A 13991-nucleotide genomic window follows, 5' to 3' on the forward strand; every position below is an offset into this window, starting at 1 on the left:
AAGTCTGGAAGCAATTGCCAGGCTCAATTATGCCGGCTATCGGGTGGTGGTGATTACAAATCAGTCGGGTATTGCGCGGGGCTTGTTTGATGTTGAAACCTTAAATCGTATCCATAGCAAGATGCGACGGATGCTCGCTCATGTTGGCGGGAGAATTGAAGCAATTCTGTTTTGCCCTCATGGTCCTGAAGACGATTGTACTTGCCGTAAACCGCATAATGGTTCTTTTGAGGATCTGGCTAATCGCCTTCGGATCAGTCTAGATAATGTACCCGCTGTAGGTGATTCTTTACGTGATATTCAGGCAGCAAGAGAATCGAACGCTCGACCGATCCTGGTAAAAACAGGTAAAGGAGAACGAACTTTAGCCGATGGTATTCCTGAAGGCGTTGAAGTTTTTGATGATCTCGCTGCGGTGGTCAATACGTTACTGGAGCCTCAGCTTCAATGATTTACACCCGATCAATACTGTTTTTTATCGTACATAGTGTTTCGGCTATTTTATTTTCATGTATCGGCGTGTTGCTTTGGCCGCTTCCTTTTAAGTGGCGCTATGCAGTCGTCAGTCAGTGGGCAAAAAGTAATATCTGGTTGCTCGCCAAAATTTGTGATGTACATCTCGAAGTTGAGGGCAAAGAAAACATTGGCGAAGAACCGGCTGTTATTATCTGTAAACATCAGTCAGCTTGGGAAACGCTAGCATTACAGACAGTTTTTCCACCTCAGGTCTGGGTATTGAAGCGAGAATTATTCTGGATACCTTTTTTTGGCTGGGGCCTCGCATCGTTAAAACCAATCGCGATTGATCGAAAAGCTGGTCGCAAAGCGCTGACACAAGTGATCGAACAAGGCCTGGATCGTTTATCATCAGGTGCATGGGTGGTGGTGTTTCCTGAAGGAACGCGGATTGCGCGAGGAGAGATAGGCCGTTTTGGAATCGGTGGTGCCAGACTAGCCGTTGAAACAGGCTACCCTGTGATTCCGGTAGCACATGATGCTGGCAAAGCATGGCCAAAGCATGGTTTCCTGAAATACCCCGGTGTTATCAGGATGGTGATAGGTAAAAAAATATCCAGTCAGGGTGTAGCGGCAGGCGACCTGAATCAACAGTTATTCGACTGGATGGAAGACCAGATGACATTGCTGGAAGGACAAAAGCCGGTCATGCATGAACGAAAACCATAGAGGGTATTAATGGTGGCAAGGGCAGAAGGCATATTACGGTTACTGATAGTCGACGATTCGTTGACCGATGCGGATGGCATTATTAACATTTTAAGACAGGCCGGTCATGCTATCCGTGCTGCGCGTGAGGATTCACCGGCAGCGCTGGAACAACTGCTCGCGAATCAAACCTGGGACTTACTGATCTGCCGTGATTCGGTTGCGAACCTTTCCCCGAATGACATATCTGGATTATTACAGCGTCTAGGCAAAGATTTACCCTGCATCATCCTGATCAATGAAAAATCCAGTGAGTACGAGTTTTTTGCGACTCCGGTGCAGGATGTTGTCGTTTTTGGTGATAACGAAAGATTACAGTTTGCAGCGAATCGTGAAATTCAGAACCTGTTTATGCGTCGTTTGGGACGACGTAATGAACGTGCTCTGCGGGAGAGTGAAAAACGTTCCCGTGCCTTGCTGGAAAGTTCTCGTGACGCGGTAGCGTATATGCATGAAGGCATGCATATCTATGTGAATCAGGCCTATTTAAACTTATTTGGTTACGAAGAAGCAGAGGATATTGATGGTCTGCCGATGTTGGATCTTATCAGTTCAGATGACCATCATAAATTTAAAGCGGTATTCCGTGAATTCTCCGAACAGACAGAGTCACAACCCGTTGATGTGGTTGCTCACTGTGTCCGCGCAGATGGCACCGGATTTAATGCCAAAATTGAGTTCAGTCATGCACGGGTTGAAGGTGAGGATTGTACTCAGGTGGTCATTCGTGATGATGCCGCATTCACCGTCGATGACTCACAATTAAAGCTGCTGCGTGATTATGACTTTCTGACAGGGTTATATAACCGTACCCGATTTGTTGATGAGCTCGAACAGAGTGTATTCCAGGCTGTGGAAGGCAATGGTAACGCGCAGTTACTTTATCTGGTACTAGATGAGTTCCAAGCGATCAAGGAACAGGTCGGACTGGGTACCAGCGATGTCATCATTAAAAGTGTGGCTGAATTACTGCGTAAAAACTTGAAAGACAATGAAGTGCTGGGTCGTTATGGTGATCAGGCCTTCACAATTATCATACCCGGTCATGATGATGCCAAAATCGATGCCCGCGCTGAGGATTACCTTAAGTCAGTTAATGAATATGTATCTCACGTCAACGGTAAAAGCATTGATGTGCAATGCAGTATCGGTATTGCCCGTATCAACGAAAATCAGTCTGCTGCTGAAAAAGTATTGGAAAATGCCGATAAAGCCTGTACCCAGGCACAGCATGCAGGTGGAAATCAAATTGCTCGTTTCCAGGTAGCGAAAGAGGGACTGCCAGACAGTGTTGAATCCATTGAGCAGTGGAAAAAACGTCTTGAGAAGGGTTTGAAGGAAGATAAGTTTTTGCTGAATTATCAGCCGATAGTCAGCTTGCATGGTGAAGAGCAGGAGTTATATGAAGTTCTACTACGCCTGCAATTGGTTGAAAATAGAGACATTGAAGCGGATGAGTTTATTGAACATGCTGCTGCTTTAGAAATGATGGCAGAGATTGATAAATGGGTGATTCGTCATGCTGTTGAAGTCTTAAGCGAACACCGTCATCAATTCCCCAGAACACGTTTTTTCATCAAGCTTTCAGAGCAAAGCCTGCACACTGAGGCGTTCGTGGATTGGTTATGTGCCACCATTGATGCGCATAACCTTAATGGCAACGCGTTTGTTTTTGAGATAAGTGAAACGGTGGCATTGAATAACCTGGATCAGGCAAGCAGTGTGATCGCAAAATTAAAAGAGATTGGTTGTGAATTTGGCTTGGAACACTTTGGCTCAGGACTCGATTTCTCGAACAGTCTGAATGCACTGGACGTCGATTACTTGAAAATCAATGGTGCTTTTGTTGAGAACATGTCCCGGGATAGTGAAAACCAGGCAGCTGTTAAAGCCATTATTGAAATGACCAAGCAGGCAGGAAAGCACTGTATAGCCGAATTTGTGTCTGATGCCAACAGCCTCGCCTTGTTGTGGCGATTAGGTGTGGATTATGCGCAGGGTTATTACATTCATGAGCCTTCCGATAAGCTCGATTATGATTTTGAGGATGATGACCTCTAGTTAGTGCCTACACAAAAAAGGCCGGGTTAGCCCGGCCTTTTTATTTTAACCACTAGTACGAAGTGCTTTTATCCGTTCCTCGAGCGGTGGATGCGTCATAAATAACGCAGATAATCCGCCCTGACCGCCGGAAATACCCATAGCATGAAGCTGATCTGGTAATGGCTCAGTAGAGGTACCGGCCAGCCGCTGTAAAGCCGCTATCATTTTAGGCGCACCCACCAACTGCGCGGCACCGGCATCGGCTCGATACTCACGCCGACGACTAAACCACATGACGATGATGCTGGCCAGAAATGCCAGAACCAATTCAGCGATAATGGAGGTAATCCAAAAAGCCGGACCATGACCCCGTTCGACTTTGAAGATGGTACGGTCAACTACATGACCAATCACTCGTGACAAAACGATGACAAAGGTATTCACTACACCCTGAATTAATGCCATTGTAATCATATCGCCATTTGCGATATGGCTGACCTCATGTGCGAGCACTGCCTCGACTTCATCTTGTGTCATCGACTGCATTAACCCTGTACTGACTGCGACTAAGGCCTTATTTTTATTAGCACCGGTAGCAAATGCATTGGGTTGTGGTGAATTATAAATGGCCACATCAGGCATGCCGATATTGGCTTTCTGAGCTAATCGACTGACGGTGGTTACAAGCCAACGCTCATTTTCATTTTTCGGACTTTCAATAACCTTGGCACCGGTTAAATGTTTAGCCGTCCATTTAGATATCAGTAATGATATAAATGAGCCGCTGAAACCAATAACCGCGGCAAAGATCAACAAGGCCTGCATATCCAGTCCGACACCCTGCTCATCCAGCAGGCTATCAATGCCCAGCAGACGCATGGTCATACTCAATACAGCCAATACGGCTATGTTGGTGCCGAGAAATAATAAGATACGTTTCATTACTGCGATCCTGTATGAATGATTGGGGATAATATGGGTTGCGCGGGTGATCTTTTCAAGAAATATCGACTATATTTTGTTGAATCAGGAGTCGCTGTCTGGTTAATTCTTTTTTCCACTCAGCGTGAGTTTCGCTCATAAGCAGGATCGTACAAATAGGTGCGTTTTTGGCAATGTAACTGCCAGGGACAGGTAAATCATGGCAACAGGCCGGCCAGACGGCATCATCAATGATTACACATGCATTATTGGCATAATAATAAGCTAAGTGACCAGCCATGTTTGTCTGTTTTACAAGATTGTTCTGCAATACTCCATCAAGCGCATTCAGATGGTATTCAAATAAATTTTCCTGATCAGGCACGAGTTCAGCAGATGCACTGATACGCGGGTTAACTTCAAGAATATAAAAGCAATCTTCATTCAGGATAAAATCGAGACTACAGAGCCCTCTCAGATTAGTGGCATTGGTAATCGCATTAATGGCCTGTGTTAATCGTGAAGTCAGGTCAGCATTTAGCCAGAGAGAGGAATGGATTTCAGCGAGTTGATAGTTATTTTTCAGGTTGATTTGTTGGTTAAAATTTAACACCTGCGCTTCTCGCCCGTTGGCAAGGAAGCAGACTGAAGCGGGATAGCCCTGGATCCATTTCTGATAAAAAGCCGTTTCATTTCTTAATGCTGTTGAGGCCGGCTTGATTGACTGACCGCCATAGCCCGATAAGTCTTTGTAAACCCATGTTTCTGTTTTGGCGTCAGATTGATTAAATAGCACCTCAGGATAGGGTAGCTGGAGTGTCGTTAATAATTGAAAAAATGACCTGGGGTGGCGAAGTTCGGATAAGGTTTGAATACTGTTGCCAACATAGTGAATAGTGTCAGGCAGACTGTTAAGGTCTGAATAAACGTGTTCGATGCCGGTTCCGATGATCAGTGAGCAAGGCTCGCCTCGGCTCAAAGTATCAAGTATTGATAAAAATTCAGCGTTACTCAGACATGAGAGATCAGACACTTTCAGGCTGCGCTCAGCAATAGCTATAGTATCTATATCGCAAAAGCAATCAGCCACCCAGACCGTGTAACCGGCAAGGGTGGCTGATTCAGCAATATAGCGTCCGCTCTGAGCAAAAATCAGTAGCGGTAACTGACGTTGCATCAGATAGCTGATTTAGACCAGTTTGCGGGCACCTTCGAAGGCATTACGGAAGTCCAGGTAAACTGGTTTTTCGGCTTCTAATGTCTCTCTTAATAAGGCTTGTTGCAGTTTGTATTTCACATTACCTACTGCTAAGGCACCTATACCAACGGCATTAGGCGCATTTTTGGCATGAACCAGTGGTGTACCTGAATCCATCAGTTCCAGACCTTCAATGCCCAGTGGTGGAACGGCATTCACATCACCAGCGACTTTCAATTTCTTGGCATCAACCAGAACCGAAGCATTCAATACCTGAATTCCCGCTTTTGCAGTGCAGAATACGACGTCAGCATCGGATAATAAGCGCGCTTTATCGGCGTCAGATGCTGCTGTGGTTGCCCGCAGATCAACGCCGTAGCGACGTTTTGCTTCCTCTGCGAACTCTAAAGCCGTGTCGATTGAAAAGTGATCAACAATGGTCGTTTGAGCGCCTTGAAGTGCTGCAATAACCCCCGTTGCAAGACCAACCGGTCCTGTACCGCCAAAGACAACTGCTTTGGTGCCTTCATAGTCTTTATTGAAGTTCTTTTTTAACTCACGTTCTACGCAAGCAACCAATGCCGCTGCTGTGGTGAATGCACCGCTTGGATCAGCAAATACAGAAATTTCAAATGGCGGTACCATGGCTTTTTTGGCTGCATCCAGCATATCCATGGCCACACCGATATCCCGGCCGCCAATGAACATGCCGGTTTTTTTCACACCGGAAGGTCCGCGCGAGAAGATGGTGTCTTGGGTCAGGTCGGCTACTTCTTCCAGTTTGACGTGCTGATACGGTATCAAAATATCGTAGCCAGCATCCAGCGCCATATTGACGTCAAACGGGCTGTTATGTTTCATAGGAGTCAGCATGTGAATAATAGAACGTTTGGACATAGTTATTCCTCAAAATGTAATTCTAAAATGATGTTGGATGAGATCCATAGCCAGCCTCACCCTAATGTTTCAATGATCGCACCGCTATTATCACAACGGGCTGATATCAACACAGGTTGCTCCGAATTTTTTAGCTGAGCAAGTGCAGAATTTTTTAATTCATTTATCAATTGTTTGCCTTTCGCCTCACTGTCCACAAATATACAGCCTGTCGGGCCCCATGAACTTTGAGCAATGCCTTTGTGAGCAAGCTGTTGAGCCTGATGTAAACACTCTGCAACGATCGGGCTGGTATAGCGGCCGCCCTGAGCGACAGCAAAATGGTCACCAATCAACGCCTGAATATCGGTGATTGACTGCCCAAAGTCATCAATGTTCTGTTCCAGTAATGCCGGTAATAATTGCATCATTGTCAGGTGACAAATGTTGCGTGCATTCTCCAAAGGGAATGTTGGTAAGGCTTTAAACGCGTTTAATTCTTTTTCACCATGGATGCCCTGATGATGCGGGTCCATCACTAGCACAACACGCCAATCTTCCGGGTAAGCGTGATGCATCAATAGTGGCGGTACCGATTGTTCAGGTTTCAGACCGCCATCAATAACAAAACCACCATGATCAAAGGTCGCTACGCCGATCCCTGAACGTTTTCCTCGTCCAAGTTGCTGTGCCAACGAGGGGGTGTCAATATCGATGCCGTGAAACTTCGCTAGTGCTGTCCCCAACGTCAGGGCCAGCTGTGTGCCTGAGCCTAGCCCGGCATGTACCGGAATCTGCTGTTGCACGTTAATGTGAGTTTTCTGCTGTCCCTCATCAATGGCTTGTCCTACCGATTGGTAGAAACGTTGGCGAACTTTTTCCAGCCGGGACATCGTTTCCGTTGATAAAGCTGAGCCGTTAATCTCGTTTACAGGAGATCGGGTGACAGATATTTCAGTGTAGTGGCTATCAATAGCCATACCGATACTACCGAATTTGCGGCCCTGACTAGCATTAAGATCTAAAAATCCGAGATGAAGTCTTGCTGGTGCCCGAACACGAACCGATTCGATTCGTGTCGGGGTATCAGCTTGAGTTGGACTCACTGAGCTTCGTCGATCTTACAGGCAATGTCGTAGATGGTGGTTTCATCAAGGAATAAATCATTAGCCTCGTAGAGAGAAGCAATGGCACCACGGTGAACTTTCATTTTAAAATTACCAATGGCAATAGCGCCATAGTGACGTATACCCTCTTTTTCGGTACCGTTATCCATCACTTCCATACCCGCAACACCTAATGGCGGCACAGCATTCACATCCGCAATGACTTCCAGTGAATTATTGCCTTGTAAGGCTAACTCAGGAATAACACAAACACCGGCAGGACCGGCTGCAATAGCCACATGTGCATCGGCCAGCAATTGCTTAACCGCTTCATCGCTACGAGACTCACCTGGAATAACATCAACACCATAGTTTTCTTTCATCTGCTCTGTAGTGGCGGCACTACGTTCCAGACTTCGCGAGGTCATGGTGACTTTGGCTGCGCCTTCTTTCAGGAGATACAACGCACTACGTTGACCCACTGGGCCAGAGCCCAGAATGACAACGTTCTTGCCGGTGACATCATAGTCAGTCAACACCTTACGAACAATCGCAGCGGCTGTGGTGTTAGAACCATTCGGATCCAGCATCACAGAGACACGAACAGGACCAAAAAACGCTTTCTTAACAGCTTTACCAACCAGGTCGGCAGCTTCGACATTTGAACCACCCACGAAGATCGCGCTGTTTTTCATGTTTTTACCACCACGGGTAAAAATCATGCCATGCACATGCGGCGTCACGTTATCTCGAGTTGCACCACCATGAGCAATAACATTATCGACACCGGCATCATAGACAACGGCTTGGTCAAAGGTGCTTGCAACCGGATCAGTGTCCAAGTGCAGTAACAGTTTCTTCATCTATGTATCTCCTGCCTGTTAAGTAGCTTAGTATTTTTTACAAAGGTAGAATTTTACCTGATGTTGCTCAGCAGTGAAAATAAATGACTGTTTTTGCATAGAATCTGCAGCAGATAAGGGCCATGTTTTCATGTATTATTGAGGACTAAGCTGTTGTCAGAATAGTGTAAACCGGAACTTATTATAATGGCGTTCAGTCACAGATTGGTCGCCACAAAACTATAAAAGTAGGAGAGATAAATGAAGATTGCAGGTAAGAGTTTGATTGCTGCTGGATTGATGATATTACCCACGCTGGGAATGACCAACGACTTTTCAACAGTGACTCGCGTTCACTACGTCATGGACTGCATGACCGCAAATGAGGGCATGAACGTCTATGAAGGCACTCATAAATGCTCGTGTGTTGTTGATAAATTAGCTGAAGTATTTACTGAGAGAGAATTTGAAGATATCAGTGTCGGTTTCAGATACAAGAATTTGCCAGCTGACCGTGGTGCGACTTTCCGCGATGACAAAAACATTCAATCAGGTTTGAAACTTTACGAAAAAACAACGGCAGAAGCATATAAAGCATGTCGTATTCAATAAGCTGACGTTTCAACTTGATACAAAAAAGGCCGCGTTTGCGGCCTTTTTTATGGTTACGAGAAAAAGGAACTCAGATTTCTTTCTCTAAGCTAAATTCCTGTTCTTCGCTGTCATGAATGACAGCTTTGAGCTTACCAGGCTCGTCAGGAGTGAAGCTGAATCGTACGCTGGGATCCTCACTCATAGAAATACCGGCATCAACAGTGAACAAGGTTTTATCGTTATACATGACGTCGATGTTTTTCACGTAGTGAGCTGGGATGTATTTACGTGATTTTTGATCGTATTGCAGACCGCTGTAGTTGGGGTGGCTCACAATAACTTGTGCTTGAGTTGACTCACCCACAGTAGGTTGACGCATGCGAATCTGCATTTTGCCCATTCTCGCCAATGCGGCTTCGGCATCTTTACCGGCGGGAGCACTGCAGCCTCCTGATGCTTTCACAAAACGTGAAACCATGTGCAGACTACCATCATTCATCTCAGCAATCGCCCGAACGTACGTGTACTGATCCACGCGCATCCGAGTGGAGATATCAACAGTACCAAGCTCTGGAGTCAGCTTAAAGTTAGCGGAGTAAGGCATCGGGTTGTTGTCGATAATGAAGTGTAAGTTTTTTATGTACTTATCGCTTGTTTGTGGCACCAGCGATTTGACGCTTATGGGAACAATAGCAGCATCTTCTGCACGTTTAGGCGCTTCCAACACTAACAAATCGTCGGCATTATCACGGATTTCCTTATCGCCGAAGTAGGCCACTTTCAATGATGGCCATAATGGTTCATCGGGAGTCGCTGATTGTGCAACCGGTAAACACAGCATCATCAGTGACATGCTGAAAGCAATTGTTTGAATGAGTCGACCGAACATATTTCTCTCTCCTGCGGTGTAATTATTTCTATTTATAATTGTGTAGTGTACAACTTTTGAGTTAATTTCCTCACAAAAGTTCCTGATTATGATACTGAATTGACTGGCTTTTTTTGCGTATTAAAGTCACGCTCTAAAGTCACTCCCATTCCAGCTCGACAAATGCGGCCGTCACGTTTCGACGATGGTATTGTTCGAATAACAACCAGTCATCTTTTTTATCCTGACCGACACTTTTTGTCGCCTCATCTATAGTGCCAAAGTCATTGATAATAGCTCTTATCTGTTCACGCATCGTGACGAAGTAATCCAGTTGTTTGGCCAGCCCTGTTTGCCATTGTTTTTCTCCTGCCGGACCATGCCCGGGTATCACATAACGGATATCGAGTTTCTGTAGCGCCTGAATCGTATTAATCCAGCCATTGATACTGCCATCTAATGCCGGTATTCGTTCTATGAATAACAGATCGCCAGTCCAAAGTGTCTGGGTGTTTTTATCCAGTACGGTCAGATCATGATCGGTGTGTGCGGTGGTAAATGCGGTGAGTTTCAGTTCACGGTTACCAAGATCAAGCATGACAGGCTTGCCCACGGAAACAGTCCGAGTGGGAGTAATAAACTCAGCGCCAGTGAATGCATCGCCCAGAGCTTCTGAAAAAGTGCGTTCAAAAAACGCTTTACGGGATTCAATTGCCGCAGGTAATTTCTCATGGCCTATGTAAACAGGCTTACTCTCCTTAAATGCAGCATTACCTAATATATGGTCGGGATGGACATGGGTATTGATGACATAGCAAACTGGCTTATCGGTATGTCGCTTAAGTGCCTGCTTCAGAAGCTGGCCTTCTCTAAAACTGCCACCACTATCAATGATGGCCACACAGTCATCACCGATGATAAAGCCGACGTTTGCAATGGCGCCTATATTGTGTTCCGTGGCATCTTCATGAACACCTTGATGATAGAACACATCCTCAGTTACTTCTGTTACCGAATAATCATGTTCTGCTGCACAGGCTACCTGAAATAAACTAAACAATATCAGCAGTGCAGTTGGACACACTCTTCTCATAAGCATATGCCTTCCTCGTTTATATCTTTATTGCAACTGGTACAATAACCCACCTTTATAAAGACTATCCAGTTGAGAGTTTGTTACATATGACTATTCGTACGCGTTTTGCCCCCAGCCCCACTGGTTACTTGCATGTAGGTGGGGCTCGTACCGCCCTGTTTTCATGGTTGTATGCTCGTAAACACGGTGGCCGGTTTATTCTTCGTATTGAAGATACGGATCTGGAGCGCTCATCAGCGGAATCGGTCAATGCCATATTAGAAGGAATGACCTGGCTGGGCCTTGAATACGATGAAGGACCGTTTTATCAGACGCAGCGTTTTGAGCGCTATAAAGAAGTTATTCAACAATTGATGGATCAGGGGGATGCCTATCACTGTTACTGTTCTAGGGAAGAATTGGATGAAATGCGTGAAAAGCAGCGGGCAAACAGAGAAAAGCCTCGTTATGATGGTCGCTGTCGCCATCTGACAGAACCTAAGCCTGGCGTTGAACCGGTTATTCGGTTTAAAAACCCCACTCAAGGAAACGTTATCGTCAAGGATGTGATTCGCGGGGATGTATCATTCAGCAACAGCGAACTTGATGATCTGATTATCGCCCGTCCTGATGGGACACCCACCTATAATCTAACTGTAGTGGTAGATGATATGGATATGGGGTTAACCCATGTGATCCGTGGCGATGACCATCTGAATAATTCACCAAGACAAATCAATTTGTATCGGGCTTTGAACGCCGAGCCTCCTGTCTTTGCTCATGTGCCGATGATTTTAGGGGATGATGGTGCGCGTTTGTCAAAGCGTCATGGTGCAGTGAGTGTGATGAGTTACCGTGATCAAGGTTACTTACCGGAAGCATTATTAAATTATCTGGTAAGACTTGGCTGGTCACATGGTGATCAGGAAATATTCAGTTTGGGTGAAATGACGCAGCTATTTGATATCGAAGACGTCAACAAGGCGGCTTCCAGTTTCAATACTGAAAAACTGCTGTGGTTAAATCAACAATACATTAAGAGCAGTACGCCTGATCATGTGGCACATCACCTGAGTTGGCATATGGGGCAGTTGGGCATTGATCCGGCAACTGGACCCGCATTGAGAGATGTCGTTAGCATTCAGCAAGAACGAGCCAAAACACTTGTTGAGATGGCTGCGAACAGCCGCTTTTTTTATCAGGAAGTGACCGAGTATGATGAAAAAGCGGCCAAGAAGAATTTAAATGAAAAAAGCCTGCCTATATTAGAGGATATGTTGAAGCGTCTGAGCGCTGTGCCCGAATGGCTCGCTGAGCCGGTACATAAAGAAGTTAAAGAGTGCGCTGAAGCCAATCAGGTGGGTATGGGAAAGGTGGCTCAGCCGATTCGTGTAGCAATAACAGGTAACACCGTTTCACCATCATTGGATGTGACACTGGCATTACTGGGTCGTGAGCGCACATTGACATCAATCAGCAAAGCGATTGAATGGATCAAAGATCGTGCCTAAAAAAGAGTCAGATCTGTTTTTTTGTTGTTTTTCATGGCTTTAGCGGTTCGGGAAAAACTTCCCGAAAAAAATATGGAAATTATCACGAAAAAGATCGGGAAGATGCTTGACTAAGTTTTTCAGCACCATTATGGTTTGCTCTACGCATGAGGTTCAGCAATGTGCTAATTCGTGTCGTAAATAACTAGAAAGCAATAATAGAGGAAAACTTTATGAAGCTGAAAACATTGTCAATTGCTATGATGTCTCTGGCAGTACCAGGTCTGGTCGCTGCTGATGAACTAGCAACAATGCAAGAAAACGAAAACAACTGGGTTATGCCTGCAGGTGACTATAAAAACCAACGTTACTCTGAGCTGACTCAAATCAACAAAGATAATGTCAATGATCTGAACATGGCATGGTCTTTCTCAACCGGTGTATTACGTGGTCACGAAGGTAACTCTTTGGTTATCGATGGCACTATGTACGTTCACACTGCATTTCCTAACATCGTATTCGCGTTGGATTTGAACAACGACGGTGCAATTAAATGGAAATATGAGCCAAAACAAAACTACGACGAAACTGTGCCAGTTATGTGCTGTGACACCGTTAACCGTGGTCTGTCTTATGGCGACGGAAAAATCTTCCTGAACCAAGCTGACACAACTCTGGTTGCGTTGAACATTGAAGACGGTAGTGTCGTCTGGTCTGACAAACGTGATGATCCAAAACGTGGTGCGACAAGTACTGCTGCGGCGCACGTATTTAAAGATAAAGTACTGGTTGGTATCTCAGGTGGTGAGTTCGGTGTACGTGGTTACATCCAAGCTTATGACTTAGATGGTAACGTTCTGTACAAAGCGTACAGCACCGGTCCTGATGAAGAAATGCTGGTTGACCCACAAAAAACCACTTCAATGCTGAAACCTGTTGGCAAAGATTCCTCTTTGAAAACATGGCAGGGCGACCAATGGAAAATTGGTGGTGGTACAACATGGGGTTGGTATTCTTATGACCCTGATCTGAATTTGTTCTACTATGGTTCAGGTAATCCATCTACCTGGAATCCAGCACAACGTCCTGGTGACAACAAATGGTCAATGTCTCTGTTTGGTCGTGATTTAGACACGGGTATGGCGAAATGGATTTACCAAATGACGCCTTACGATGAGTGGGATTATGATGGTGTAAATGAGAACATCTTAGTCGACCAAAAAATCAAAGGCAAAATGCGTAAAATGTTAGTGCATTTTGACCGTAACGGTTTTGGTTACACCATGGACCGTGAAACAGGTGAATTGCTGGTTGCAGAAAAATTTGATCCGGCTGTTAACTGGTCAAGGGGTGTTAACCTGAAAACAGGTCGTCATGACCGTGTAGCGAAATACTCAACTGCACGTAACGGCGAAGACGTTAACACCACTGGTATCTGTCCTGCGGCTCTGGGTTCAAAAGACCAACAGCCAGCAGCATATTCACCCCGTACTGGCCTTTTCTATGTTCCTACAAACCACGTTTGCATGGACTACGAGCCATTTGAAGTTGAATATGTAGCTGGTCAGCCCTACGTTGGCGCTACCTTGAGTATGTATCCGCCAGAAGGTGATTCACACTTGGGTAACTTCATTGCATGGGATGCACGTGAAGGTAAAATCGTCTGGTCAAACCCAGAACGTTTCTCAGTATGGTCAGGTGCTTTGGCAACTGCCTCTGATGTTGTGTTCTACGGTACGCTGGAAGGTTACCTG

13 protein-coding genes are annotated in these 13991 nt (G+C 45.5%); 6 read left to right on the forward strand and 7 right to left on the reverse strand.

All coding sequences use genetic code 11. The features are described from left to right. The 3 genes from gmhB to ACTF5U_RS11215 form a co-directional block, all read left to right on the forward strand. Positions 1 to 451, forward strand: a 451-nt coding sequence (gmhB, locus tag ACTF5U_RS11205; RefSeq protein WP_438971718.1) for a D-glycero-beta-D-manno-heptose 1,7-bisphosphate 7-phosphatase, incomplete at its 5' end; no start/stop codon positions are given. Further along, positions 448 to 1185 carry a lysophospholipid acyltransferase family protein gene (locus tag ACTF5U_RS11210; RefSeq protein ID WP_438971719.1) on the forward strand — a complete coding sequence of 246 codons (738 nt, stop codon included), beginning with the start codon at positions 448 to 450 and terminating at the stop codon, positions 1183 to 1185. The genes gmhB and ACTF5U_RS11210, both read left to right, overlap by 4 nt. 9 nt (positions 1186 to 1194) lie before the next feature. After that, entirely contained in the window at positions 1195 to 3285 is a 2091-nt protein-coding gene (locus tag ACTF5U_RS11215; protein WP_438971720.1) for an EAL domain-containing protein, read from the forward strand. A gap of 45 nt (positions 3286 to 3330) precedes the next feature. Here ACTF5U_RS11215 and htpX read toward each other — a convergent pair whose 3' ends face one another. Genes htpX through ACTF5U_RS11240 form a run of 5 tightly spaced genes read right to left on the reverse strand, consistent with a single transcriptional unit; the run spans position 3331 to position 8231 of the window. Then, complete coding sequence (gene htpX, locus ACTF5U_RS11220; protein WP_438971721.1) at positions 3331 to 4209, reverse strand: protease HtpX; 879 nt, start codon at positions 4207 to 4209, stop codon at positions 3331 to 3333. A gap of 55 nt (positions 4210 to 4264) precedes the next feature. Next, positions 4265 to 5365, reverse strand: coding sequence for an ATP-grasp domain-containing protein (locus ACTF5U_RS11225; RefSeq protein ID WP_438971722.1), 1101 nt, complete (start codon positions 5363 to 5365; stop codon positions 4265 to 4267). Positions 5366 to 5377: 12 nt separating this feature from the next. Further along, positions 5378 to 6283: an NAD(P)-dependent methylenetetrahydromethanopterin dehydrogenase gene (locus tag ACTF5U_RS11230; RefSeq protein WP_438971723.1), complete on the reverse strand. Its 906-nt coding sequence runs from the start codon at positions 6281 to 6283 to the stop codon at positions 5378 to 5380. A 56-nt stretch (positions 6284 to 6339) separates the two neighbouring features. Then, a complete protein-coding gene (locus ACTF5U_RS11235) occupies positions 6340 to 7368 on the reverse strand; it encodes a beta-ribofuranosylaminobenzene 5'-phosphate synthase family protein (protein WP_438971724.1) in 1029 nt (342 codons plus the stop codon). After that, on the reverse strand, positions 7365 to 8231 hold the full coding sequence (locus ACTF5U_RS11240) for an NAD(P)-dependent methylenetetrahydromethanopterin dehydrogenase (protein WP_438971725.1): 867 nt from the start codon (positions 8229 to 8231) through the stop codon (positions 7365 to 7367). The genes ACTF5U_RS11235 and ACTF5U_RS11240 overlap by 4 nt, the downstream gene beginning before the upstream one ends. Positions 8232 to 8471: 240 nt before the next feature. On the opposite strand from ACTF5U_RS11240, the gene ACTF5U_RS11245 reads away from it, so the two are divergent. Continuing rightward, a complete protein-coding gene (locus tag ACTF5U_RS11245) occupies positions 8472 to 8822 on the forward strand; it encodes a hypothetical protein (RefSeq protein ID WP_438971726.1) in 351 nt (116 codons plus the stop codon). Between the two features lie 70 nt (positions 8823 to 8892). Here ACTF5U_RS11245 and ACTF5U_RS11250 read toward each other — a convergent pair whose 3' ends face one another. Then, complete coding sequence (locus tag ACTF5U_RS11250) at positions 8893 to 9693, reverse strand: quinoprotein dehydrogenase-associated SoxYZ-like carrier (protein ID WP_438971727.1); 801 nt, start codon at positions 9691 to 9693, stop codon at positions 8893 to 8895. A 139-nt stretch (positions 9694 to 9832) separates the two neighbouring features. Next, on the reverse strand, positions 9833 to 10771 hold the full coding sequence (locus tag ACTF5U_RS11255) for a quinoprotein relay system zinc metallohydrolase 2 (protein WP_438971728.1): 939 nt from the start codon (positions 10769 to 10771) through the stop codon (positions 9833 to 9835). Between the two features lie 83 nt (positions 10772 to 10854). Between ACTF5U_RS11255 and gltX the strand changes: the two genes are divergently transcribed. Both gltX and ACTF5U_RS11265 read left to right on the forward strand, forming a co-directional pair. Then, positions 10855 to 12258 carry a glutamate--tRNA ligase gene (gene gltX, locus ACTF5U_RS11260; RefSeq protein ID WP_438971729.1) on the forward strand — a complete coding sequence of 468 codons (1404 nt, stop codon included), beginning with the start codon at positions 10855 to 10857 and terminating at the stop codon, positions 12256 to 12258. Between the two features lie 212 nt (positions 12259 to 12470). After that, a partial coding sequence (locus ACTF5U_RS11265; RefSeq protein WP_438971730.1) for a PQQ-dependent dehydrogenase, methanol/ethanol family occupies positions 12471 to 13991 on the forward strand: 1521 nt, incomplete at its 3' end.

Source organism: Methylophaga sp., from assembly GCF_965655755.1.
GTDB lineage: Bacteria > Pseudomonadota > Gammaproteobacteria > Nitrosococcales > Methylophagaceae > Methylophaga.

Excerpts from the sequence above, each read along its gene's own strand:
- ACTF5U_RS11210 (WP_438971719.1), top strand. The coding sequence starts at position 448 with ATGATTTACACCCGATCAATACTGTTTTTTATCGTACATAGTGTTTCG.
- ACTF5U_RS11240 (WP_438971725.1), bottom strand. The coding sequence starts at position 8,231 with ATGAAGAAACTGTTACTGCACTTGGACACTGATCCGGTTGCAAGCACC.
- ACTF5U_RS11215 (WP_438971720.1), top strand. The coding sequence starts at position 1,195 with ATGGTGGCAAGGGCAGAAGGCATATTACGGTTACTGATAGTCGACGAT.
- ACTF5U_RS11255 (WP_438971728.1), bottom strand. The coding sequence starts at position 10,771 with ATGCTTATGAGAAGAGTGTGTCCAACTGCACTGCTGATATTGTTTAGT.
- htpX (WP_438971721.1), bottom strand. The coding sequence starts at position 4,209 with ATGAAACGTATCTTATTATTTCTCGGCACCAACATAGCCGTATTGGCT.
- ACTF5U_RS11245 (WP_438971726.1), top strand. The coding sequence starts at position 8,472 with ATGAAGATTGCAGGTAAGAGTTTGATTGCTGCTGGATTGATGATATTA.
- gltX (WP_438971729.1), top strand. The coding sequence starts at position 10,855 with ATGACTATTCGTACGCGTTTTGCCCCCAGCCCCACTGGTTACTTGCAT.
- ACTF5U_RS11250 (WP_438971727.1), bottom strand. The coding sequence starts at position 9,693 with ATGTTCGGTCGACTCATTCAAACAATTGCTTTCAGCATGTCACTGATG.
- ACTF5U_RS11225 (WP_438971722.1), bottom strand. The coding sequence starts at position 5,365 with ATGCAACGTCAGTTACCGCTACTGATTTTTGCTCAGAGCGGACGCTAT.
- ACTF5U_RS11230 (WP_438971723.1), bottom strand. The coding sequence starts at position 6,283 with ATGTCCAAACGTTCTATTATTCACATGCTGACTCCTATGAAACATAAC.